We start from the raw sequence: 21,275 nt of genomic DNA on the forward strand, positions 1-21,275 counted from the left end.
GCACCGTCGCGCATCACGGTGAAGGCCGGCTTAAGAAGCGCCGCGTCGTGACCCGGCTCCCCACCGGTCCCGGCGGGACCGAGGCGGCGCGGGCGGACTCGATCGACAGCATTCGGAACCGACCACGGTGTCGTGGAAGCGGCGGGATGTGGCGAAGGTATGGCTCGACCGGCCCGCGGGGCCGCGGACGGCGCTCAGGCGGTCACGCGGCGGCGCCGGTGTGCCTTGGAAGCCTCAGGAACCGGCCGGGGCGGGCCCGAGACGGGTGACGTGACCCATCTTCCGGCCGGGCCGGGCCTCGCCCTTGCCGTAGAGGTGCAGGTGGGCGCCGGGCTCGGCCAGCAGGGCGTGCCACTCGTCGGCCTGGGCGCCGATCAGGTTGCGCATCTCCACGGGGAGGCCGCCGACCCGGTCCGGGGCGCCGAGGGGCCAGCCGCAGACCGCCCGGACGTGCTGGGCGAATTGCGAGGTCAGCGCGCCCTCGCTGGTCCAGTGGCCGGAATTGTGCACCCGGGGCGCGATCTCGTTGACCACGAGCCGCTCCGCCCCGTCCTCGCGGACGAGGAACATCTCGACGGCGAGCACGCCGACATAGTCGAGCGCGTCGGCGATCCGCCGGGCGATCTCCAGGGCGGCGCGGCCGGTCTCGGCGGAGACGCCGGGCGCCGGCACCCGGGTCAGCGCGAGGATGTGGTCGCGGTGCTCGTTCTCGCAGAGGTCGTAGGCCGCGAAGCTGCCGTCGCGCCCGCGCGCGGCCACCACCGAGACCTCGCGCTCGAACGGCACGAAGCCCTCCAGGATCAGCGGCGCGCCGCCGAACTCGGCGAACAGGGCGTTGCGGTCGCCCTCGGCCCGCTCGCGGAGCATGCGCTGGCCCTTGCCGTCGTAGCCGAAGCGGCGGGTCTTCAGCACGGCCGGCAGGCCGATCACCTCGATCGCCCGGTCGAGGTCGTCGGGCGTGTCCACCGCCCGGAACGGCGCCGTGGGGATGCCCAGCCCGTTGATGAACTCCTTCTCGGAGAGGCGGTCCTGCGTGGTCGAGAGCGCGTGCGCGTTCGGGTGCAGGGCGGCGTGCCGGGCCAGGATGTCGGCAGTGGCGTGCGGGATGTTCTCGAACTCGTAGGTCACGACGTCGACGCTGCGGGCGAACTCCGCCAGCGCCGCGGCGTCGTCGTAGGCCGCGCAGGTGGTGCGGGCGGCCACGTCGAAGGCGGGGCTGTCCGCGTCGGGCGCGTAGACATGCGCCTTGAGACCGTAATCGGCCGCCGCGAGCGCGATCATGCGCCCGAGCTGGCCCCCGCCGACGATGCCGAGGATGGAGCCCGGGCCGAGGATCTTGTCCGTCACGCGTTCTGTTCCGTCACCGGCCGTTCGGCCACCGAGGCGGTCTGAGCCGCGCGCCACGCCTCCAGGCGCTCCGCCAGGCCCGGGTCGGTCAGCGCCAGGACGGCGGCGGCGAGCAGGGCCGCGTTGACGGCCCCGGCCCGCCCGATCGCCAGGGTCCCCACCGGGATGCCGGCCGGCATCTGCACGATGGAGAGCAGGCTGTCCTGGCCGGACAGGGCCTTCGACTCCACCGGCACGCCGAAGACCGGCAGACGCGTCATCGCGGCCGCCATGCCGGGCAGGTGCGCGGCGCCGCCCGCGCCGGCGATCACGACCTTGAGACCGGCCGCGACCGCGCCCTTGGCGAAGGCCACGAGCCGGTCCGGCGTGCGGTGGGCCGACACGATGCGCGCGTCGTACGGCACGCCGAGCGCGTCGAGCGTCTCGGCGGCGTGCCGCATGGTCGCCCAGTCGGACTGGCTGCCCATGATGATCGCGACCGGAGGCGACACCATCGTTGATCCCGCGTTGATCCCGGCAAAAGAGGGCGCTTACAGGCGGCGCGGGCCGGCGGCAAGGCGGCGCCCGCGGGCGTCCACCGGCATCAGGCGATGATGTCCGGCGTGAGCGCGTCCTCGATGTGATAGATGCGGTCGCGCAGCGTGAGCTTGCGCTTCTTCAGGCGCTGGATCTGGAGCTGGTCCCCGGCGACGCTGCGCTCCAGCGCCTCGATGGCGCTGTCGAGATCCCGGTGCTCCTCGCGCAGCCGCGCCAGCTCGCCCAGGAGGTCCGACTGCGCACCGTCACCCGCCTCGTCCGCCATCGTCACCTGAGAACCCGAAGACCGTTCGTTGCCCGAGAGCATGCGTCACGCTCCGGCGCCGGACAAGGCGGCGCGGTAAGCAATCATCAGACTTAGCAGCAGAAAACGCTTCGACAGGTCCGACGTCCTGTGCCAATCTCGGTGTGTCGAAACGATGACAGGAGATTCGACTCATGTCGCTGCAGACGCATCTGAACCAACTCGCCCGGAAGCACGAAGCCCTCGAGCGCGAGATTCAGGAAGCGATCCACAGACCTTCGGCGAACGACCTCCACATCGCCGAGCTGAAGCGACGGAAACTCCTCCTCAAGGACGAGATCAACAGGCTCCAGGCGGGCAACGACACGTTGCACTGACCCTGGGCACTGCCCCTTGGGCACTGACGCCTGGCACAGACGCTTGGAACAGACGCTTGGGACTGAGACCCGACCCCGTTCGGGCATAGCGCACCTCTGAGATGACAGCCGCCGCATCGGGAGCCCCGGTGCGGCGGTTTTCGTGCGGCGTCCGCCGCGCCGCCTCCGCGGCCCGGCCGTGATGCGCGCGGCCCATCTCGCCCCCGCGCGAGAATGGGCTAATCTGGGCCGGCCGCCGGAGAGCGGCCCGCGAGGAAACGCCGAACCGATGACGAGAGCCAGCCTGCCGGGCCGCTACCCGGAGATCTACGAATCGGCCCGCCGCGATCCGGAGGCGTTCTGGCTCGACGCGGCCCGGGCGCTCGACTGGGCGCGCGCGCCGGAGCGGGCCTTCGCGCCGGACTCGGGGCCCTACGGCCGCTGGTTCCCGGACGGCACCCTGAACGCCTGCCACAACGCGGTGGACCGCCACGCCGACGGGGCCCGGGCGGACCAGGTGGCGATCCGCTACGATTCGCCCGTCACCGGGACCAAGCGCAGCATCACCTACCGGGCGCTGCGCGACGAGGTGGCGGTGCTGGCCGCCGCGCTCGCCGACCTCGGCGTCGGCAAGGGCGACCGCGTGATCCTGTACATGCCGATGGTGCCGGAGGCGCTGTTCGGCATGCTGGCCTGCGCGCGGCTCGGCGCGGTCCACTCGGTGGTGTTCGGCGGGTTCGCGGCCAACGAGCTGGCGGTGCGGATCGAGGACGCGGCGCCGAAGGTGGTGCTCGCCGCCTCCTGCGGGATCGAGCCGAACCGGGTGGTCGCCTACAAGCCGCTCCTCGACGCGGCGATCGCGGCCTCGCGGCACAAGCCGGAGGCCTGCCTGATCCTCCAGCGCCCGCAAGGGCCCGCGACCCTGGTCGCGGGACGGGACCGCGACTGGGCCGAGGCGGTCGCGGCGGCTCGGGCGGCGGGCCGGAGCGCGGCCTGCGTGCCGGTCGCCGCCACCGACCCGCTCTACATCCTCTACACCTCCGGCACGACCGGGAAGCCGAAGGGCGTGGTCCGCGACACCGGCGGCTACCTCGTCGCCCTGGCCTGGTCGATGCCGAACCTCTACGGCGTCCAGCCCGGCGAGACCTATTTCTGCGCCTCCGACATCGGCTGGGTCGTCGGCCATTCCTACATCGTCTACGCGCCGCTGCTGCACGGCTGCACCACGGTCCTGTACGAGGGCAAGCCGGTGGGCACGCCCGATGCCGGCGCCTTCTGGCGGGTCGTCGCCGAGTACGGGGTCGTGTGCCTGTTCACGGCGCCGACGGCCCTGCGGGCGATCAAGAAGGAGGATTCCGCCGGCGCCCGGATCGCCGATCACGACCTCTCGGCCTTCCGCACCCTGTTCCTCGCGGGCGAGCGCGCCGATCCCGACTCGGTCGCCTGGGCCGAGCGCGTGCTCGGCCGGCCGGTGATCGACCACTGGTGGCAGACCGAGACCGGCTGGCCGATCGCCGGCAACCCGATGGGCCTCGGCCTCCTGCCGGTGAAGCACGGCAGCACCTGCGTGCCGATGCCGGGCTACCGGGTCGAGGTGCTGGACGAGGGCGGCAAGCCGGTACCGCCGGGGACCATGGGCACCATCGCGATCCGCCTGCCCTTGCCGCCCGGCTGCCTGCCGACCCTCTGGGGCTCCGACGAGCGCATGCGGTCGAGCTACCTCGCCACCTTCCCGGGCTACTACGACACCTCGGATGCCGGCGTGATCGACGCGGACGGCTACATCACGGTCCTGGGGCGGACCGACGACATCATCAACGTCGCGGGGCACCGCCTGTCCACCGGCGGCATGGAGGCGGTGCTGGCGAGCCACCCGGACGTCGCGGAATGCGCGGTCATCGGCATCCGCGACGCGCTGAAGGGGGAGGTGCCCTGCGGCTTCGTGGTGCTCAAGGCCGGCGTCGACCGGCCGACCGAGGCGATCGAGCGAGAGCTCGTCGCCAAGGTGCGCGACGAGATCGGCCCAGTGGCGGCCTTCAAGCTGGCCCTGACCGTGCCGCGGCTGCCCAAGACCCGGTCGGGCAAGATCCTGCGGGCCACTATGAAGCGCATCGCCGATCACGAGCCCTGGACGATGCCGGCGACGATCGACGACGCGGCCGCCCTCGACGAGATCGGCGACAGCCTGAAGGGACGGGGCATCGGCGCGGCCCAGTGAGGAGACCGCGGGACCGCGCCGATCGAGCGGGGGACGTCCCGATCCGCCTCAGTCGGCGTCGGGTCCGTCGTCGTCGCTGTCGACATCGACCGTCGGCGTCGGCTGCGACACGGCGGGCGCGTAGCCGCCCGAGGCGGGTCCGGCGACGACAGAGGCCGGCACGCGCCGCGCGCTCGGCTCGGACGGGATCAGGGTCGCGGTGGCCGCCACGAGGCCGGCCATGGACCGGACCTCCTCCGGCTGGCGCGGATCGCGCGAGATCAGCGTAGCCTCCTGCTGGAGGCGGAGGTTGCAGGCCTGCGAGGGCAGGCCCCCCTGCGGCGTGCAGGCGTCGTGGCGCGCGCAGGCCGCGTCGAGGGCGTCGATCGGCGGGAGGGGCGCGTTGTTGCCCGGCCCGCAGTAATTGCCGTGGATCAGCATCTTGGGTCCGCCGAAGGCGGCGGGCTGCGCCTGCGCCGAGGCGGCGAGAGCGGCGCAGCCGGCGGCGAGAACGAGCGGGGCGGCGAGTTTGGTGAGCATCATCTGGACCTCGGGCGATCTCGCCCCCTCAGGCGGTTCGCGTCGAATGCCGCGATGCGGCGACAGGCCGAGAAACGGCCGGCCACATCCGCAAGTTCCGCAACGCACGCCCGCAGGGGTGCTCTGCCGCACCGCACTGGCCGCGGCGCCCGTCCTGGGCCAGAGTGGTTCTTCCACCAGGAGTTGCCGATGACCGCTCGCCTGTTCGAACCGCTGACGCTCGACGCGCTCACGCTCGAGAACCGCATCCTGATCGCCCCGATGTGCCAGTACTCGGCGCGGGACGGCGAGGCGACCGACTGGCACATGATGCATCTCGGTCAGCTCGCCATGTCGGGGGCGGGCCTGCTGACCCTGGAGGCCACCGCGGTCTCGCCCGAGGCGCGGATCACCGCCTGGGATCTCGGCCTCTACAACGACGGCTGCGAGCGGGCGCTGGGCCGGGTGCTCGACGCCGTGCGCGAGTACGCGCCGATCCCGGTCTGCATCCAGATCGCCCATGCCGGCCGCAAGGCCTCGAGCGAGGCGCCCTGGGCCGGCGGCCAGCAGATCCCGCCGGAGCACGCCTACGGCTGGCGCACCGAGGCGCCCTCGGCGGTCGCCCACGGGGAGGGCGAGGTCCCGCCCCACGCCCTCGACGATGCCGACCTGAAGCGGGTCCGCGACGCGTTCGTGGCCACCGCCAAGCGGGCCGTGCGCCTCGGCATCGAGGCGGTGGAGCTCCACGGCGCCCACGGCTACCTGCTGCACCAGTTCCTGTCGCCGATCGCCAACAAGCGCACGGACGCGTACGGCGGCAGCCTCGCGAACCGCATGCGCTTCCCCCTCGAGGTCTACGACGCGGTGCGGGATGTCGTGCCCGCCGGCAGCCCGGTCTGGCTGCGGGTCTCCGCCACCGACTGGGTCGAGGACGGCTGGGACCTCGACGAGACCATCGAGCTGGCCCAGGCCCTGAAGCGGGCGGGCTCGCCGGCGCTCCACGTCTCCACGGGCGGCGTCTCGCCGAAGCAGGCGATCAAGCTCGGACCGGGCTACCAAGTGCCCTACGCCGAGCGGATCAAGGCGGAGACCGGTCTCACCACCATCGCGGTGGGGCTGATCACCGAGGCAGCCCAGGCGGAGACGATCCTGCAGGAGGGCCGGGCGGACGCGATCTCGCTCGCCCGCGCCATGCTGTACGATCCGCGCTGGCCCTGGCACGCGGCGGCCGAGCTCGGCGCGCGGGTGCGGGCACCCAAGCAGTACTGGCGCTCGCAGCCGCGGGAGTACAAGGACCTGTTCAAGGACACGGCCTTCGGGCAGCGCTGACGACGGCCGCCGCGCCTGGAACGGCTGGCGGCGGACCGCACCGTCGTTCCTTGGCGCCGCGGGCTGGAGCCGTTCTCGATCGGGTCGGGACAGAGGCGCCCGCCGAGCCCGTGCCGCACGAGGCGCGGGTCCCCTCTCCCGTGTGGGAGAGGGACAGGGTGAGGGATCAGGTTTGTCCGGACGAGGCGTGCCGTGTCGGAGATCCGAGGGCGCGCCTGATCCTGATTCTTCTCGCCCCAACCCTCTCCCGCGCGGGAGAGGGGGCCTGGCGCGGCCGCCGAGACCGGAGACGCCGTCCGTCCAGACCGCTGCAACGCGATCGGACGCGGCCCTAGCCCCCCCCGTCGCCGTCATGGAAGCCTGGAACCACCCTTCAGCGCGGCAGCGCCCCGACCAGGGGCCCGAGCGGCCGGCTGATGTCCGAGCGTCCGAGATTCGGCGCGTAGAGGCTGGAGACCGAGCCGTCGAGGAACAGGGCGTTGCGGCAGCCGAGATCGTCGCGGAACAGCCGCGCGAAGGCCCCGAAGGTCACCGGGCGCTCGGAGATCGCGAAGATCGCCACGGGCCCGTCGCCGGGCACGCCGACGCCGTTGCGGATCTTCTGGCTCGGCCCGTCGGCGGCGATCTTGGGGTGGATCTGGCCGTCGATCACCAGCATCGGCCCGGACTGTGTCGCGAAGTCCGGGCGGAGCTTGGCGCGCAGGTAGCGGGCGGTGTCGGTCACCCCGGCGCGCTCGCCCTTCACCCAGAAGATCCCGTTGGGCTTGAGGTGGAAGTTGCCGGGCCCGTCCGCCGTGGAGACGCGCTTCAGCTCGCGCCCGTCCTCCACGTAGAGGCCGACCGGCGCCTGATCCTTGTCGTACATGCCGGCATTCATCGCGAAGGCGAGGCGGCCGCCCTGCTTCTCGGCGAGGGTGCCGAGGGCGCCGTAGGGCTTGCCGTCGTCCTGGAGCCAGAACAGCCGCAGCCGCTGCCGCCGGAGATCGATGGTGCAGACCGTGAAGGACTCACCCTGCGCCTCGACCGCGCGGCAGGGCTCGACCGCGGCCGGGCCTGCCGCCCGGGCCGGGGCCGCGAGGGCGAGCAGCATGATCAACAGGGCGTGAGCCGGGCGCAGCATCATCATTCGTTCCAGGCAGCTCGGGGACGGCGAGTCGGGGACGGCGAAGCTCGATCCGCGCGCCCTTCGCTCTGGAAAGCGGCGAATTTCGTGTCCGAGCCGCGGACGGCGCGCCCGGACACGTCCGGGTTTGTCCGGGCGCGGCGCGCGGCCGCGCGCCGCGGGCCGGGCTGGACCGTTTTGCCGGTTCGGGCGTTCTTAGCCGCAGAGGGCGTGTTTCCACGGAGATGACGTGATGAAGGGTGCAGTGCTCGGCTCGGCCCTGCTGGCGGCGGGTGCTCTGGCCTTGGCGCCGGCCAGCGCGGACGCGCGCGGCTTCGGCGGCGGCGGCTTCCACGGCGGCGGCTTCGGCGGCGGCTTCCGGGGCGGCGGGTTCGGCGGGTTCCGCAACGGCGGCTTCGGCGGCGGCTTCCGCGGCGCCGGCTTCCGTCCCGGCGGCTTCGGCTACGGCCGCGGCTTCTACGGCCGGGGCTACGGCTGGCGCGGCGGCTACGGCTATCGCGGCGGTTACGGCTACGGGCTCGGCGGCCTGGGCCTCGGCGTCGGGCTCGGCCTCGCGGCCGGGAGCCTCTACGGCGGCTACGGGTACGGATACCCGGGCTACGGCTACGGCGGCTACTACGCCCCGGCGGCCTACGATTACGGCTACGGCGGCGGCTGCTACACGGTCCCGCGCGTGCGCTGGACTCCCTACGGCTACCGCCGGGTACTGGTCGAGCGCTGCTACTGAGCCTCGCCCGACCGCGAAAAGAACGGGACAGGCCGCCTCCGGGCGGCCTTTTCCTTTCCTGTTCCTTGCGTGACCCGCCGCATCGTTGGACAGCTCTGACCGGGACGCTGATACTGGTATCGGGCGGCGGGAGGCGGTGATGAGTTCAGCAACCGGGCAGGGCGGGACGGGCGTGGACGCGGTCGAGATCCGCGACGCCAGCCTCACCGCCTTCTACCGATCGATGACGCCGCCGGAGCGGCACACCTTCTGGGCGTGCGCCGCCGGCTGGTGCCTCGACGGCATGGACTTCATGATCTACCCGCTGGTGATCGGGACGATCATGGCCCTCTGGCACGTCGATGCCGGCACGGCCGGGCTCGCCGCCACGGTGACGCTGCTGGCCTCGGCGCTCGGCGGCTGGCTCGCGGGCTTCGTCGCGGACCGGATCGGCCGGGTGCTGACCCTGCAGATCACGATCCTGTGGTTCTCGCTGTTCTCGCTGCTCTGCGCCTTCGTGCAGAACTTCGAGCAGCTCCTCGTCGCCCGGGCGATCCTGGGCCTCGGCTTCGGCGGCGAGTGGGCGGCCGGCGCGGTGCTGATCGGCGAGACGATCCGGGCGGAGTATCGCGGCCGGGCGGTCGGCTCGGTCCAGTCCGGCTGGGCGATCGGCTGGGGCCTCGCGGTCCTGTCGCAGGCGGTGCTGTTCTCGATCCTCCCGCCCGAGACCGCGTGGCGCTGGATGTTCGCGGTGGGCGCGTTGCCGGCGCTGCTGGTCTTCTACCTGCGCCGCTACGTGAAGGAGCCGGAGGTCGCCGCCGAATCCCGTGCCCGGGCCGCCGCCGCGGGCGACCGGCCGCAGATCTGGGAGATCTTCTCCGGCCCGATCCTCAGGACGACGCTGCTCGCCTCCCTGGCGGCGGCGGGCTGCCAGGGCGGCTACTACGCGATCACCACCTGGGTGCCGCGCTTCCTGACGACCGAGCGTCACCTGTCGATCGTCTCCTCCACCGGCTACCTAGCGGCGCTGATCGTCGGCTCGTTCACCGGCTACCTCGTGGGCGCGTGGCTCGCCGACCGGCTCGGCCGGCGGCCGCTGTTCCTGATCTTCTCGCTGGGCGCCATCGCGGTGATCGTCGCCTACACGCAGATCCCGCTCTCGAACGGCGTGCTCTGGGTGCTGGGCTTCCCGCTGGGCTTCTTCGCCTCCGGCTACTTCTCCGGCATGGGCGCCTTCCTGACCGAGCTGTACCCGACGCGGCTGCGCGGCTCGGGGCAGGGCTTCTGCTACAATTTCGGCCGCGGCATCGGCGCGCTGTTCCCGGCCCTGGTCGGCTACCTCGCGGAGCGCGCCGGCCTCGCCTCCGCCATCGCGATCTTCGCGGCCGTGGCCTACGGGATCTTCTTCCTGGCGGCCTTCGCGCTGCCCGAGACGCGCGGCAAGGTCCTGCACGCGGATAGCTGATCATGCCCGAGATCCGAGACTGCCCCGCCCCGGACCCGCATCCGGAAGGCCCGACCCGCTACGCCGTGCCGGACGGCGCGGTCGACACGCACGCCCACGTCATCGGGCTGCCGCCGGACTACCCGCTGGTGGCGGACCGGAGCTACACGCCCCCGGCGGCGCCGGCCGAGCGGTACCTCGCGATGCTCGACGGGACCGGCATGGCCAACGGCGTGCTGATCCAGGTCAGCGTGCACGGCACCGACAACCGGCTGATGGTCGAGACCCTGCGCGCCCACCGGCAGCGCCTGCGCGGCGTCGCGGTGATCCCGCTCGGCCTGCCCGACGCCGAGCTCGCCGCGCTGAAGGAGGCCGGAATCGTCGGCCTTCGCCTCAACGTCCTGTTCGGCGGCGGGGTCGGGCTCGACGCGGTCGAGTCCTACGGGGCGCTCGCCCGGGAGATGGGCTGGCACCTCCAGTTCCTGCTCGATGCCCGCGAGCTGCCGCCGATCGCCGGCCGCCTGGCGCGGCTGCCGGTGCCGCTGGTCTTCGACCATATGGGCCACATGCCGACCTCGGCCGGCCTGGACCACCCGGGCTTCGAGGCGCTCCTCGGCCTCGTCGCCGACGGCAACTGGGTGAAGCTCTCGGGGGCCTTCCGGGATTCCGTCACCGGTCCGCCCTACGCGGACACGATCCCCTTCGCGCGGGCGCTCAACGACGCCGCGCCGGAACGCTGCCTCTGGGGCTCGGACTGGCCGCACGTGGCCGCCTGGGACGGGCCGCCGCGGACGCGGGACCTCCTCGACCTGATGGCCGACTGGGTGCCGGACGCGGACCGGCGCCGGATGGTGTTCGTCGACAACCCGCGGCGGCTCTACGGCTTCGGGTAGGGTTGGACCGGGCGGGGCGCGCGAAGCGCCCCGTCAGACCCGCAGGTCGACGCTCAGCCCCTGTCCGAGAGGGGCGGGCGGGCCGGCGCTCGCCGCCTGGGCCGCGCTGTCCGCCACCAGCCCGGCGACCGCCTTGTCGGCCGAGAGCTGCTGCTTGGCGACGGCGATGCCGATCTGCTGGTTCTGGGACGAACCCAGCATCTGGACGGCGGCTGCGGCGATCGAATCCATGGCGGGATCCTAGACTGCCGCCCTGAATCCGGGGTTACCCGGATCCGGCGCTTTCGACCAGGTTGCCCTCACCCGTCCAGGAAGCCCCGCTGCCGCGCCCGGTAGCCGCCGATCGCCGTGACGCAGAGGAACGACACGCCGGCCAGCGCCGAGCCGAACACCGCGATCGGCCACCAATGGCCCTGGAAGCGCTCGGCCAGCACGGTGCCGACGATCGGCGTCAGGCCGCCGGCGAGCGCGCCGCAGAACTGGTAGGCGATGGAGATCGCCGTGTAGCGCACCCGCGTCGGGAAGGCGCCCGCGAGGTAGCCGGCGATCACCGCGTAGAAGGTCCCGGTGCCGATCACGTTGAGGGCGAGGCCCAGCACGATCAGCGGCACCGACTTGGTCTCGACCAGCCAGAACAGCGGGTAGGGGGCCAGCATCGCCCAGATCAGCGTCCCCTGCAGGAACAACCGCTCGTTGCGGATGGCCTCCGCGATCCGGGCGCCCACCGGCGTCATCACCAGTTGCACCACGGCGCCGATCAGCAGGGCGTCGAGGATCGTCGCGCGCTCGATGCCGAGATACTGCGTGGTGAAGGCGATCATGAAGGTGTTGAACAGGTAGACCGAGGCGATCGCGAAGGTGTTGGCGCCCGCCGCCAGCAGCACCGGCTTCAGGCTGGTCGTCAGGACCTCGCGCACGGGCGCCGCCGGGGGACCGCCCGCGGCGCGGGCCTTCTCGAAGGCCGGCGATTCCGCGACGCCGAGGCGGATGGCGAGCCCGACGCCGAGCAGGAGGATGCTGACGAGGAACGGCACCCGCCAGCCCCAGGTCAGGAAGCTCTCCTTGTCGAGGAGGCCCGCGAGCCGGAAGGCCAGCAGCGACAGGATCTGCCCGGCCGGGCTGCCGAGCTGCGCGAAGGAGGCGAAGAAGGTGTTGCGCCCGGCCGGCGCGTGCTCGGCGGCCATCAGCACGGCCCCGCCCCACTCGCCGCCGACCGCGAGCCCCTGGATGAGCCGCAGGACCACCAGCATCACCGGCGCCCACAGGCCGACGGAGGCGTAGGTCGGCAGCAGCCCGATGCACGAGGTGGCGATGCCCATCATCACGAGCGTCGCCACCAGGGCGCGCTTGCGCCCGAACCGGTCGCCGAGATGCCCGAAGATCAGGCCGCCGAGCGGCCGGGCCAGGAAGCCGACCGCGAAGGTGCCGAAGGCCGAGAGCGTGGCGATGTAGGGCGATTCCGCCGTGAAGAAGAGCGGCCCGAACACCAGGGCCGCCGCGGTGCCGTAGATGAAGAAGTCGTACCACTCGATGGTGGTGCCCACGAAGGCCGCGAGCGCCGCGCGGGCGGACTGGTTCTGTCCGGGCCCGGCGGCCGGGGCGGCTGTGGTGACGGCCATCGATCCTCGCATGCGCAGTCGGTATTTTGAATTCAGGGTTACGCGGCGAAGGTCCCCGTCGCAAGGAACCGCGCCGTCTGCGCGATCACGATCGGATGGTTCATCATCAGGGCGTGGCTGACGGGCAGCACCAGATGCCCCCGCAGGCCCGGGATCCTGGTGCGGGCGACGCTCACCCGCCCGTCATTGGGCCGAGGCAGCATCAGCCAGCCGACCGGATCGACGCTGCGCGTGCCGGCGATGACGCCGATTGGGTAGTCGGGATCGGGCCAGGCCGGCACCGTCGCGGTCCCGAGCGACAGCGCGGCCGGCCCGAGCAGGCGGCGGTAGAGCCCGACGTGGCGCAGCCGGTCCGCGATCTCGCTGCCGCGGTTGGGCGGCCCGAGCATGACGAGGCGACCGAGCCGGTCCGGCCGCGCATCCGCGATCAGGCTCCGCGCCAGGATGCCGCCCATCGAGTGCCCGACGAAGTGCAGCGCGCCCGCCGTCGCGCCGGCGATCGCGGCGACCTGCGGACGGAGCGTCGCCGTCAGGGTGGGGAGGTCGTGGCGGGTCGAGGGATAGTCGAGCGCGCACACCCGGTAGCCCTCGGCCGTCAGGGCCGACCGTATCCGGGCGAGCGAGGCGGCTTTTCGCCCGAGGCCGTGCAGGAGGACGACGCTGTCGGTCGGCATGGGCCCGGGGCGATCAGAAGCTCGGCGGCGTGCAGGCGCTCACCACCTCGCAGGGATGGGGCCCGACGCAGCGGAACCGGTGCGGGCGGCGGCTGTCGAAGCTGTAGGCGTCGCCGGGGCCGAGGATCCGGCGCTCGGCGTCCACGGTGACCTCGAGGCGGCCGGAGAGCACGATCCCGCCCTCCTCGCCCTCGTGGGATAGCGGCACCCGGCCGGTATCGGCGCCCGGCTCGTAGCGCTCCTTGAGGATCTGGAGCTTGCGCCCGAACAGGCTGTCGCCGACCTGCCGGTACGAGATCGCCCCCTTGGCGGCCCGGCGGCCGATCTCGGTGAGGTCCTCGGCGGCGAAGAACGCCTTGCGCTCCGGCTCCGGCTCCAGGGCGAAGAACTCGGCCATCCCGATCGGCACCCCGTCGAGGATCCGCTTCAGGGCGCCCACCGACGGGTTCACGCGATTCGCCTCGATCAGAGAGATCGCGGAGTTCGTCACCCCGGCGCGCTTGGCGAGCGTCCGCTGCGACAGGCCGTGGCGGGCCCGGACGAAGCGTAGGCGCGCGCCGACATCGATGCTCATCCGGCGGGCCCCGTTTCAGGTGTTGCGGATCCCGCAACGGTGCCACCCGCGGCCCCGATCCTGCAAGGGGTTGGCGGCGACCAGAAAAGGACTTGTTGCCCGATCGGCGAAGGTGTCCCCTGGTCCCGCCGCCCGATCCGCGCCGCCCGCCCCGGAGAACCGCCCCATGACCGACCATCCGCTCCGCAACACGCCCGCGATGGACGCCTTCTGGATGCCGTTCACGGCCAACCGCCAGTTCAAGGCGGCGCCGCGCCTGCTCGTGTCGGCCGAGGGCATGCACTATACCGCCGACGACGGTCGCAAGGTCCTCGACGGCTCCGCCGGCCTCTGGTGCGTCAATGCCGGGCATGGCCGCCGGGGCATCGCCGCGGCGGTGGAGCGCCAGCTCGCGACGCTCGACTTCGCCCCGACCTTCCAGATGGGCCACCCGATCGCCTTCGAGTTCGCCGAGCGCCTCGCCGAGATCGCCCCGGGCGGTCCGGACAAGCGCCTCGACCGGGTGTTCTTCACCAATTCCGGCTCGGAATCGGTCGACACCGCCCTCAAGATCGCGCTCGCCTACCAGCGGGCGATCGGGCAGGGGACGCGGACCCGGCTGATCGGCCGCGAGCGCGGCTATCACGGCGTCGGCTTCGGCGGCCTGTCGGTCGGCGGCATCGTGTCGAACCGCCGTGTCTTCCCGCAGCTCAACGGCACCGACCACCTGCGCCACACCCACGACCCGGCCCGCAACGCCTTCGTTAAGGGCCAGCCCGCGCACGGGGCGGAGCTCGCCGAGGATCTGGAGCGGCTGGTGGCGCTCCACGGGGCCGAGACCATCGCGGCCTGCATCGTCGAGCCGGTGGCCGGCTCCACGGGCGTGCTGATCCCGCCGAAGGGCTACCTGGAGCGCCTGCGCGAGATCTGCACCAAGCACGGCATCCTGCTGATCTTCGACGAGGTCATCTCCGGCTTCGGCCGCCTCGGCGCGCCCTTCGCCACCGACTTCTTCGGCGTCGTCCCCGACCTCGTGACCAGCGCCAAGGGCCTGACCAACGGCACGGTCCCGATGGGCGCGGTCTTCGCCAGCCGCGCGGTCCACGACGCGCTGATGCAGGGCCCGGACGGGATCGAGCTGTTCCACGGCTACACCTATTCCGGGCACCCGATCGCCTGCGCGGCCGGCATCGCGACGCTGGACATCTACCGGGAGGAGGGGCTCCTCACCCGAGTCGCCGACATCGCCGACGACTGGGCGGCGGCGCTCCACGACCTGCGCGGGCGCAAGAACGTCATCGACATCCGCACCATCGGCCTCGTCGCCGGCATCGAGCTGGCGCCGCGTCCGGACGCGGTGGGCAAGCGCGCCTACGAGGTGTTCGTGGACTGCTTCGAGCGCGGCCTGCTCACCCGGGTGACCGGCGACATCATCGCGCTGTCGCCGCCGCTGATCATCGAGCGCGGCCAGATCGGCGAGATCGTCGACATCCTCGGCGCCGCGATCGACCGGGTCGCCTGAGGCCCCCGTCTTCGCGAGCGTAGCGAAGCGATCCAGGGTCGCGCCACGGCTCGAAACCGCGCGCTGCCCCGGGTCGCTTCGCTGCGCTCGCGATGCCGGTGAAGGCGACGCGATCACACAACCCTTGCGCGTCGCACAGGCACCCCCGCCGCGCAGCGGGGTTGTCGCGACAGCACCTGCGCCCATCTGCCCCGGACCCGGATTTCGGCCGGGCACGAGGGTTTCCATGTCGAACACCGCCCTGATCGTCGGCGCCAGCGGGATCGTCGGCAGCGCCACCGCGGCGCTGCTCCACCGGGAAGGCTGGCGGGTGGCCGGTCTCGCGCGTCACCCGGTGCAGCAGGACGGCGTCGCGCCGGTGGCGGGCGACCTGCAGGATCCGGCCGCGCTGGAGCGGGCGCTGGCCGACCTCGCGCCGAGCCACGTGTTCCTGGCGACCTGGCAGCGGCGCCCGACCGAGGCGGAGATGATCCGGGTCAACCGGGCGATGGTCGAGAACCTGCTCGACGCGCTCCGCCCGAAGAGGAGCGTCCGCCACGTCGCCCTGGTGACCGGGCTGAAGCACTATCTCGGCCCGTTCGAGGCCTACGGCAAAGGCACCCTGCCGCAGACGCCGTTCCGCGAGGACCAGGGGCGCCTCGACATCGAGAATTTCTACTACGCGCAGGAGGATGCCGTCTTCGCGGCCGCGGCGCGCGACGGCTTCAGCTGGAGCGTCCACCGCCCGCACACGATCATCGGCAAGGCGGTGGGCAACGCCATGAACATGGGCACGACGCTCGCCTGCTACGCCACCCTGTGCCGGGAGCTGGGGCGGCCCTTCATCTTCCCGGGCTCGGCCGCGCAGTGGAACGGCCTCACCGACATGACCGACGCGTGGCTCCTCGCCCGCCAGCTGCTCTGGGCCTCGACCGAGCCGAAGGCCGCCAACGAGGCGTTCAACGTCGTCGACGGCGACGTCTTCCGCTGGAGCTGGATGTGGGGCCGGATCGCCGACTGGTTCGGGATCGAGGCGGTGCCGTTCGACGGCACGCACCGGCCGCTGGAGCCCCGGATGGCGCAGGACGGCCCGGCCTGGACCGAGATCGCGCAGCGCTACGGCCTCGCCGAGCCGAGCCTCGAGAAGCTGGCCTCGGCCTGGCACACGGATGCCGATCTCGGCCGGCCGATCGAGGTCGTCACCGACATGAGCAAGAGCCGCCGCCTCGGCTTCACGGCCTACCAGCCGACGGACGACGCGTTCTACGACCTGTTCGCCCAGCTCCGCGCGGACCGGCTGATCCCCTGACGGGGCTCACCGCCGTCATCGCGAGCGCAGCGACGCCACCCGGGGCGGCGCGACCCTGGATTGCTTCGCTGCGCTCGCAAGGACGGCGGCTCACCCGGCCTTGCGCTCGATCCCGCACCACTCGGCCACGAACAGCGCCATGGTGGTCGTGATCCGCTTCACCGAGGCGAGGCTCACGCGCTCGTCGAAGCCGTGGATGTTCTGGGAGGTCGGGCCGTAGCAGAGGGCCGGGACCTTATCGTAGAGGGCGTGGACGCGGGTATCGAGGTAGCCCGCGGTCATGAAACTCTGGAGCGGCGACCCGATCGCCCGCTCGTGGGCGCGGCCGAGCACCGCCTCGGCCTCCGAGCCCTCTTCCAGCACGTAGCCCTCGGCGAAGAAGCCGTTGAAGACCACCCGCGGCGGGCTGTTGGCGAGGAACGGGTCGGTGCGGGAGAAGGACGCCACGGCGGCCTCGATCTCGGCGGCGGCCTGCGCGGCGGTGACGCCCGGGTAGAGCGCGACCCGGCAGTGGATCCGGCACCAGGCCGGGACCGAGGAGGCCCAGTCGCCGCCCTCGATCTTGCCGATATTGAGGTTGATCGGGTGGTCCTCGGTCTCGAAATGCGGGTGCGCGGCCTTCTCGGCGTTCCAGCGGTCCTCGACGGCGCGCAGCGCGCCGATCACCCGGTAGGTGGCGTCGATGGCGTTGGCGCCCGCGCCCATCTCGCGGACATGGACCGGCACGCCCCGCACCTCGACGGTGAACCACAGCACGCCGGTATTGGCGCGCACGAGCTTCTCGTCCTCGGGCTCGGGGATCAGCACGGCGTCGGCCCGGTAGCCGCGCAGGTGAGTCATCAGGGCGCCGTTGCCGGTGGATTCCTCCTCGACCACCGACTGCACCGTCACGGAGGAAGCCGGCTGGAGGCCCAGGCGGGCCAGGGCATCGAGGGCGAACAGGTTGGCGGCGTGGCCGGCTTTCATGTCGCCGGCGCCGCGCCCGTACATCCAGTCGCCCTGGATCACCGGGTCGAAGGGCCGGTGGGTCCAGAGGTCGAGGGGGCCCGGCGGCACCACGTCGACATGGGCCTGCAGGATCAGCGAGCGCCCGGTCTCGGTGCTCGGCCGGTGGTGGCAGACGACGATCGGCGCGTCCGAGTGGCGCGCGTCGTCGATCTTCGAGCCGCCCGGATGGGCCGCGATGGCGGCACGGTCCATGGCGAAGCGCTCGGTGGCGTAGCCGCGGGCGCGGAACTGGTCGAACACGTAGTCCTGGCAGGCATGCTCCTCCCCGCGCAGGGAGGCGAACCGGACGAGCGCCTGCGTGTGCGCGATCTGGTCGGCGAAGCCCGCCGCCACGGAGGCTTCGATCTCGGCGGCGAGGGTGGGGTCGAGGGCCATGGGAACTCCGAACCGTCTGCGGCCGGGAGGAAGCGCCCGGGCTCGGGCCGCTGTCAACCGGCGGTTGCCGAGGGCACGGTTCGTGCCGGAACCGGGTGCTCGCACTGCGAATCCGGGAAGGCCGTCCGGATCTGCTCGGCGAACCGCGCGAAGGCCGCGCTCGGCCGCGCGTCGGCGCGGTGGACCAGCAGGGTCCGGGCGCGGCCGTCCCCGTCGGGCACGGGGTGGATCGAGACGCGGCCGGCGCGGTGCGCCGGCTCCGCCACGGCCCGGGGAACCAGGGTCACGCCCAGGCCAGCCGCCACGCAGCCCAGGATGCCGTCGAGGGTACCGAACTCCATGCGCCGCACGTGCACGAGGCCCTGGCGGGCCAGAAACTGCTCCAGGCGCCTCCGGTACGAGCAGCCGGCCCGGAACACGAGCACTTTCGCGTCCCGCGCGCGGGCCAGCCGGTCGAGCAGCGCCGCGAGGTCGCCGACGGCCGGGTGCGCCACCAGGACCAGCTCCTCCGTGAGGACCGGGATCGCGACGAGGTCGGCCTGCGTGACCGGGCCGGCCACGAAGGCGCCCTCCAGGCTCCGGTCGAGGACCCGGGCGATCAGCAGCTCGGTCGGGCCGGTCTCCAGCTCGATGTCCACGTCCGGGTGGCGCGCGGCGAAGTCGGCGAGCGGGCCGGGCAGGCGCAGGGCCGCGGTCGTCTCCATGGCGCCGATCCGCAGCGGCCCGCGGGGCTCGCCCTCGGCCAGCAGGGCGTGCCGCGCCTCCGCGAGCAGCTGCCCGACCTGGAGGGCGTAGGGCAGGAGCCGCTCCCCGGCCCGGGTCATCGTCACCCCGCGGCTGCCGCGGTGGAAGAGCGGCACGCGCAGGGCCTGCTCCAGGGCGCGGATCCGCCCGGTGACGTTGGACTGGACGGTGTTGAGCCGCGCCGCCGCCCGCCCGATGCCGCCGGTCTCGGCCACGGCCGCGAAGAACATCAGGTCGGTGCTGTTCATGCCATCTGCTTTTCCGATGCCTTCCTTCTGAAGGAATCATTTTTTCCGCATCTCGACGAGCGTTAAGCCCGGTCGGGCGGCGCGCGCAACCGCCCGACCGAGAAGAGCTCCGCGGGGAGGGGACCCATGGCGTTGAGGACCAGACTGACCGACGCCTTCGGGCTGCGGCACCCGATCGTGCTGGCGCCCATGGACCCGGCCTCGGGCGGCGCCCTCGCGGCGGCGGTGAGCGCCGCCGGCGGCCTCGGCCTGATCGGCGGCGGCTACGGCGACCACGCGACGCTCGACCGGGAATTCGCCCGCGCGGGCAATCAGCGGGTCGGCTGCGGCTTCATCACGTGGTCCATGGCCCGGGACCCGTCGCTCCTCGACGCGGCGCTCGCCCGGTCGCCCGCGGCCCTGATGCTCTCTTTCGCGGATCCCGCCCCGTTCGCGGACCGGATCCACGCCGCCGGCGTGCCCCTGATCTGCCAGGTGCACACCCTGGCTCAGGCCCGGCGCGCCCTGGAGGTCGGCGCGGCCGTGGTGGTGGCCCAGGGCACGGAGGCCGGCGGCCACGGCCTCACCGCCCGCGGCACCGTGGCGTTCGTGCCGGCGGCGGCCGACCTGATCGCGCGGGAGCGCCCCGAGACGCTGCTCCTCGCGGCGGGCGGCATCGCGGACGGGCGCGGCCTCGCCGCCGCCCTGGCGCTGGGGGCCGACGGTGTCCTGATGGGGACGCGGTTCTGGGCGACCCGGGAGGCGCTGATCCATCCGGCCGCGAAGCAGCGGGTTCTCGCCGCCACCGGCGACGACACGGTCCGCACGCAGGTCTACGACATCGCCCGCCAGCGGGCCTGGCCGGCGGCCTATACCGGGCGGCTCCTGCGCAACGCCTTCATCGAGACCTGGCACGGCCGCGAGGACGCGCTGCGCGCGGCCTCGGCCGAGCGCCGCCGGGACGTGGAGGATGCCGACGCGGCGGGCGACTACGACGTCGCCAACGTCACGGTCGGCGAGGCCGTCGGGCTGATCGACGATCTGCCGGGAGCCGGCGACCTGGTCCTGCGCATCGCCGGGGAGGCCGAGGCCGCGATCCGCCGGATCTCCGGCATGGCCGCGGCGGCGCCGTGACGGCGCCGTGACGGCGCTCAGCAAAGCGTGACTACGCAGGGTTGCCGCGGACCGGAACCTCGGTGTTGCCGACGGCTTAGCGTGACGGCAAACCGTCGCTGTTCTTCCTGTCGGAGTCGCTCATGCGTATCGGCCTGATCTCCGTCCTGTCCGGGCTCCTGCTGTGCGCGGGCATCCCCGCGACGGCCAGCGCCGACGTGCTCGTCAATGTCGACAAGACCACGCAGCGCATGGAGGTCTCGGTCGACGGCCAGCCCCGCTATTCCTGGCCGGTCTCGACCGGCGTCGCGAGCTACGACACCCCGTCCGGCGCCTACCGCCCGTTCCGGATGGAGCGCACGCACTTCTCGAAGGAGTGGGACGACGCGCCCATGCCCTTCGCGATGTTCTTCACGACCCAGGGCCACGCCATCCACGGCACCAACCACGTCCGCAGCCTGGGACGCGCGGCCTCGCACGGCTGCGTGCGCCTGTCGGTGCGCAACGCCGCGACCCTGTTCAACCTCGTGAAGAGCCAGGGCATGGGCCGGACCCGGGTGGTGATCGAGGGGGCGGATGTCCCGATGGCCGACCGGGGCCAGCGCAGAACGCGCGTCGCCCGGAACCGCAGCCCCTACGGGCCGGACGACCTGCTGGCGGACAGCGATCAGATGGGACGCCGGTCGGTGCCGGCCTATTATCGCCCCGCCGCCCCCTCGGCCTACGCCCCGGCGACGGTCTACGGCTACCCGGCCGAGACCGACGACGTGGACGGCTGGTAGGCCGGGCCATGTCCCGGGCCATGTCCGGGGCGCCGTACCGGCTGATCAGCGCCACCCCGAGCCCCTACGCCCGCAAGGTCCGGATCGCGCTGGCCGAGAAGGGCCTGCCGTTCGAGCTCGTGACCGAAGTGCCGTGGGATTCGTCCACGACGGTCCCGCGCCACAACCCGCTGGAGAAGCTCCCGGTGCTGCTCCTGCCGGACGGCGGCAGCGTCTACGAGTCGAGTTACATCCTGCAATGGCTGGAGCTGAAGCACCCCGAGCCGCCGCTGCTCCCACCCGATCCCGACGGGATCCTCGCCGCGCGCCGCTTCGAGGTGCTGTGCGACGGGATCTGCGACGCGGTGGTGCTCACCTTCTTCGAGCGCCAGCGCGACGAGGCCGGCCGGAGCGCCCCCTGGCTCGCCCGCCAGCGCCGCAAGATCGAGGGCGGCTTGGCCGAGATCGCGCGGCTGCTCGGTGAGCGCGACTGGACGGTCGGCGACCGGTTCACGCTGGGCGACGTCGCGGCGGGAACCGTCGTCGGCTACCTCTCCGTCCGCTTCCCCGAGCTGGACTGGCGCGCGCGGCATCCGAACCTCGCCCGGCTCAGCGACCGGCTGGAGGCGCGCCCCGCGTTCCGGGACTCCGTGCCCTACGCGCAGACGATCGCCGACCGCGTCGTCTGACCACGAA

The 21,275-nt window shown here is 72.8% G+C and carries 22 protein-coding genes; 11 read left to right on the forward strand and 11 right to left on the reverse strand.

Features of this window, described 5'->3' with window-relative positions:
- Positions 1-234: 234 nt before the first annotated feature.
- From MOTC310_RS21720 to MOTC310_RS21730, 3 genes are all read right to left on the reverse strand, one after another.
- Entirely contained in the window at positions 235-1,347 is a 1,113-nt protein-coding gene (locus tag MOTC310_RS21720) for a 5-(carboxyamino)imidazole ribonucleotide synthase (protein WP_331303252.1), read from the reverse strand.
- Entirely contained in the window at positions 1,344-1,841 is a 498-nt protein-coding gene (gene purE, locus MOTC310_RS21725; protein ID WP_331303253.1) for a 5-(carboxyamino)imidazole ribonucleotide mutase, read from the reverse strand. Before purE ends, MOTC310_RS21720 begins: the two co-directional genes overlap by 4 nt.
- 89 nt (positions 1,842-1,930) lie before the next feature.
- Positions 1,931-2,191 carry a YdcH family protein gene (locus MOTC310_RS21730; protein ID WP_331291201.1) on the reverse strand — a complete coding sequence of 87 codons (261 nt, stop codon included), beginning with the start codon at positions 2,189-2,191 and terminating at the stop codon, positions 1,931-1,933.
- Positions 2,192-2,322: 131 nt separating this feature from the next.
- Here MOTC310_RS21730 and MOTC310_RS21735 point away from each other — a divergent pair, with 131 nt between their 5' ends.
- Both MOTC310_RS21735 and MOTC310_RS21740 read left to right on the forward strand, forming a co-directional pair.
- Positions 2,323-2,505: a YdcH family protein gene (locus MOTC310_RS21735; protein ID WP_091783161.1), complete on the forward strand. Its 183-nt coding sequence runs from the start codon at positions 2,323-2,325 to the stop codon at positions 2,503-2,505.
- A 268-nt stretch (positions 2,506-2,773) separates the two neighbouring features.
- Positions 2,774-4,702, forward strand: a complete 1,929-nt coding sequence (locus MOTC310_RS21740) for a propionyl-CoA synthetase (RefSeq protein WP_331291203.1) — start codon at positions 2,774-2,776, stop codon at positions 4,700-4,702.
- 48 nt (positions 4,703-4,750) lie between these two features.
- On the opposite strand, the gene MOTC310_RS21745 is transcribed toward MOTC310_RS21740, so the two are convergent.
- Entirely contained in the window at positions 4,751-5,224 is a 474-nt protein-coding gene (locus MOTC310_RS21745; protein ID WP_331303254.1) for a phospholipase A2 family protein, read from the reverse strand.
- Positions 5,225-5,410: 186 nt separating this feature from the next.
- Between MOTC310_RS21745 and MOTC310_RS21750 the strand changes: the two genes are divergently transcribed.
- Complete coding sequence (locus MOTC310_RS21750) at positions 5,411-6,529, forward strand: NADH:flavin oxidoreductase/NADH oxidase (RefSeq protein ID WP_331303255.1); 1,119 nt, start codon at positions 5,411-5,413, stop codon at positions 6,527-6,529.
- A gap of 373 nt (positions 6,530-6,902) precedes the next feature.
- Here the strand turns inward: MOTC310_RS21750 and MOTC310_RS21755 are convergent, their stop codons facing one another.
- Positions 6,903-7,619 carry a phosphodiester glycosidase family protein gene (locus MOTC310_RS21755; protein ID WP_331303385.1) on the reverse strand — a complete coding sequence of 239 codons (717 nt, stop codon included), beginning with the start codon at positions 7,617-7,619 and terminating at the stop codon, positions 6,903-6,905.
- A gap of 265 nt (positions 7,620-7,884) precedes the next feature.
- On the opposite strand from MOTC310_RS21755, the gene MOTC310_RS21760 reads away from it, so the two are divergent.
- From MOTC310_RS21760 to MOTC310_RS21770, 3 genes are all read left to right on the forward strand, one after another.
- On the forward strand, positions 7,885-8,379 hold the full coding sequence (locus MOTC310_RS21760) for a hypothetical protein (RefSeq protein ID WP_331303256.1): 495 nt from the start codon (positions 7,885-7,887) through the stop codon (positions 8,377-8,379).
- Between the two features lie 139 nt (positions 8,380-8,518).
- On the forward strand, positions 8,519-9,823 hold the full coding sequence (locus MOTC310_RS21765) for an MFS transporter (protein ID WP_331303257.1): 1,305 nt from the start codon (positions 8,519-8,521) through the stop codon (positions 9,821-9,823).
- 2 nt (positions 9,824-9,825) lie between these two features.
- Complete coding sequence (locus tag MOTC310_RS21770) at positions 9,826-10,695, forward strand: amidohydrolase family protein (protein WP_331303258.1); 870 nt, start codon at positions 9,826-9,828, stop codon at positions 10,693-10,695.
- Between the two features lie 33 nt (positions 10,696-10,728).
- Here the strand turns inward: MOTC310_RS21770 and MOTC310_RS21775 are convergent, their stop codons facing one another.
- The 4 genes from MOTC310_RS21775 to MOTC310_RS21790 form a co-directional block, all read right to left on the reverse strand.
- Complete coding sequence (locus MOTC310_RS21775; protein ID WP_331303259.1) at positions 10,729-10,926, reverse strand: hypothetical protein; 198 nt, start codon at positions 10,924-10,926, stop codon at positions 10,729-10,731.
- Between the two features lie 68 nt (positions 10,927-10,994).
- Positions 10,995-12,314, reverse strand: coding sequence for an MFS transporter (locus MOTC310_RS21780; RefSeq protein ID WP_331303260.1), 1,320 nt, complete (start codon positions 12,312-12,314; stop codon positions 10,995-10,997).
- Positions 12,315-12,352: 38 nt separating this feature from the next.
- A complete protein-coding gene (locus MOTC310_RS21785; protein ID WP_331303261.1) occupies positions 12,353-12,988 on the reverse strand; it encodes an alpha/beta fold hydrolase in 636 nt (211 codons plus the stop codon).
- A gap of 13 nt (positions 12,989-13,001) precedes the next feature.
- Complete coding sequence (locus tag MOTC310_RS21790; RefSeq protein ID WP_331291210.1) at positions 13,002-13,562, reverse strand: cupin domain-containing protein; 561 nt, start codon at positions 13,560-13,562, stop codon at positions 13,002-13,004.
- Positions 13,563-13,728: 166 nt separating this feature from the next.
- Here MOTC310_RS21790 and aptA point away from each other — a divergent pair, with 166 nt between their 5' ends.
- Together aptA and MOTC310_RS21800 are read left to right on the forward strand one after the other, a co-directional pair.
- Entirely contained in the window at positions 13,729-15,063 is a 1,335-nt protein-coding gene (gene aptA, locus MOTC310_RS21795; RefSeq protein WP_331303262.1) for an omega-aminotransferase AptA, read from the forward strand.
- A gap of 226 nt (positions 15,064-15,289) precedes the next feature.
- Entirely contained in the window at positions 15,290-16,351 is a 1,062-nt protein-coding gene (locus MOTC310_RS21800) for an SDR family oxidoreductase (RefSeq protein WP_331303263.1), read from the forward strand.
- Between the two features lie 90 nt (positions 16,352-16,441).
- Here MOTC310_RS21800 and MOTC310_RS21805 read toward each other — a convergent pair whose 3' ends face one another.
- Positions 16,442-17,734, reverse strand: a complete 1,293-nt coding sequence (locus MOTC310_RS21805) for an ArgE/DapE family deacylase (RefSeq protein ID WP_331303264.1) — start codon at positions 17,732-17,734, stop codon at positions 16,442-16,444.
- Positions 17,735-17,787: 53 nt separating this feature from the next.
- Positions 17,788-18,726, reverse strand: a complete 939-nt coding sequence (locus tag MOTC310_RS21810; protein WP_331303265.1) for a LysR family transcriptional regulator — start codon at positions 18,724-18,726, stop codon at positions 17,788-17,790.
- A gap of 126 nt (positions 18,727-18,852) precedes the next feature.
- On the opposite strand from MOTC310_RS21810, the gene MOTC310_RS21815 reads away from it, so the two are divergent.
- The 3 genes from MOTC310_RS21815 to MOTC310_RS21825 all read left to right on the forward strand — a co-directional run bounded on the left by MOTC310_RS21815 (position 18,853) and on the right by MOTC310_RS21825 (position 21,268).
- A complete protein-coding gene (locus tag MOTC310_RS21815; RefSeq protein ID WP_331303266.1) occupies positions 18,853-19,839 on the forward strand; it encodes an NAD(P)H-dependent flavin oxidoreductase in 987 nt (328 codons plus the stop codon).
- A gap of 122 nt (positions 19,840-19,961) precedes the next feature.
- A complete protein-coding gene (locus tag MOTC310_RS21820) occupies positions 19,962-20,600 on the forward strand; it encodes a L,D-transpeptidase (protein WP_331303267.1) in 639 nt (212 codons plus the stop codon).
- A gap of 8 nt (positions 20,601-20,608) precedes the next feature.
- Positions 20,609-21,268, forward strand: coding sequence for a glutathione S-transferase N-terminal domain-containing protein (locus MOTC310_RS21825; RefSeq protein ID WP_331303268.1), 660 nt, complete (start codon positions 20,609-20,611; stop codon positions 21,266-21,268).
- Positions 21,269-21,275: the final 7 nt, after the last annotated feature.

This window comes from Methylobacterium oryzae, from assembly GCF_036441375.1.
Classification (GTDB): domain Bacteria; phylum Pseudomonadota; class Alphaproteobacteria; order Rhizobiales; family Beijerinckiaceae; genus Methylobacterium; species Methylobacterium oryzae_A.

What these genes read in the sequence shown, in the direction of transcription:
- MOTC310_RS21745 (WP_331303254.1), bottom strand. Translation starts at nt 5,224, where the DNA reads ATGATGCTCACCAAACTCGCCGCCCCGCTCGTTCTCGCCGCCGGCTGC.
- MOTC310_RS21750 (WP_331303255.1), top strand. Translation starts at nt 5,411, where the DNA reads ATGACCGCTCGCCTGTTCGAACCGCTGACGCTCGACGCGCTCACGCTC.
- MOTC310_RS21805 (WP_331303264.1), bottom strand. Translation starts at nt 17,734, where the DNA reads ATGGCCCTCGACCCCACCCTCGCCGCCGAGATCGAAGCCTCCGTGGCG.
- MOTC310_RS21760 (WP_331303256.1), top strand. Translation starts at nt 7,885, where the DNA reads ATGAAGGGTGCAGTGCTCGGCTCGGCCCTGCTGGCGGCGGGTGCTCTG.
- MOTC310_RS21770 (WP_331303258.1), top strand. Translation starts at nt 9,826, where the DNA reads ATGCCCGAGATCCGAGACTGCCCCGCCCCGGACCCGCATCCGGAAGGC.
- MOTC310_RS21810 (WP_331303265.1), bottom strand. Translation starts at nt 18,726, where the DNA reads ATGAACAGCACCGACCTGATGTTCTTCGCGGCCGTGGCCGAGACCGGC.
- MOTC310_RS21740 (WP_331291203.1), top strand. Translation starts at nt 2,774, where the DNA reads ATGACGAGAGCCAGCCTGCCGGGCCGCTACCCGGAGATCTACGAATCG.
- MOTC310_RS21790 (WP_331291210.1), bottom strand. Translation starts at nt 13,562, where the DNA reads ATGAGCATCGATGTCGGCGCGCGCCTACGCTTCGTCCGGGCCCGCCAC.
- MOTC310_RS21730 (WP_331291201.1), bottom strand. Translation starts at nt 2,191, where the DNA reads ATGCTCTCGGGCAACGAACGGTCTTCGGGTTCTCAGGTGACGATGGCG.
- MOTC310_RS21780 (WP_331303260.1), bottom strand. Translation starts at nt 12,314, where the DNA reads ATGGCCGTCACCACAGCCGCCCCGGCCGCCGGGCCCGGACAGAACCAG.
- MOTC310_RS21735 (WP_091783161.1), top strand. Translation starts at nt 2,323, where the DNA reads ATGTCGCTGCAGACGCATCTGAACCAACTCGCCCGGAAGCACGAAGCC.
- MOTC310_RS21825 (WP_331303268.1), top strand. Translation starts at nt 20,609, where the DNA reads ATGTCCCGGGCCATGTCCGGGGCGCCGTACCGGCTGATCAGCGCCACC.
- MOTC310_RS21765 (WP_331303257.1), top strand. Translation starts at nt 8,519, where the DNA reads ATGAGTTCAGCAACCGGGCAGGGCGGGACGGGCGTGGACGCGGTCGAG.
- MOTC310_RS21800 (WP_331303263.1), top strand. Translation starts at nt 15,290, where the DNA reads ATGTCGAACACCGCCCTGATCGTCGGCGCCAGCGGGATCGTCGGCAGC.
- MOTC310_RS21820 (WP_331303267.1), top strand. Translation starts at nt 19,962, where the DNA reads ATGCGTATCGGCCTGATCTCCGTCCTGTCCGGGCTCCTGCTGTGCGCG.
- MOTC310_RS21775 (WP_331303259.1), bottom strand. Translation starts at nt 10,926, where the DNA reads ATGGATTCGATCGCCGCAGCCGCCGTCCAGATGCTGGGTTCGTCCCAG.
- purE (WP_331303253.1), bottom strand. Translation starts at nt 1,841, where the DNA reads ATGGTGTCGCCTCCGGTCGCGATCATCATGGGCAGCCAGTCCGACTGG.
- MOTC310_RS21815 (WP_331303266.1), top strand. Translation starts at nt 18,853, where the DNA reads ATGGCGTTGAGGACCAGACTGACCGACGCCTTCGGGCTGCGGCACCCG.
- MOTC310_RS21755 (WP_331303385.1), bottom strand. Translation starts at nt 7,619, where the DNA reads ATGCTGCTCGCCCTCGCGGCCCCGGCCCGGGCGGCAGGCCCGGCCGCG.
- aptA (WP_331303262.1), top strand. Translation starts at nt 13,729, where the DNA reads ATGACCGACCATCCGCTCCGCAACACGCCCGCGATGGACGCCTTCTGG.
- MOTC310_RS21785 (WP_331303261.1), bottom strand. Translation starts at nt 12,988, where the DNA reads ATGCCGACCGACAGCGTCGTCCTCCTGCACGGCCTCGGGCGAAAAGCC.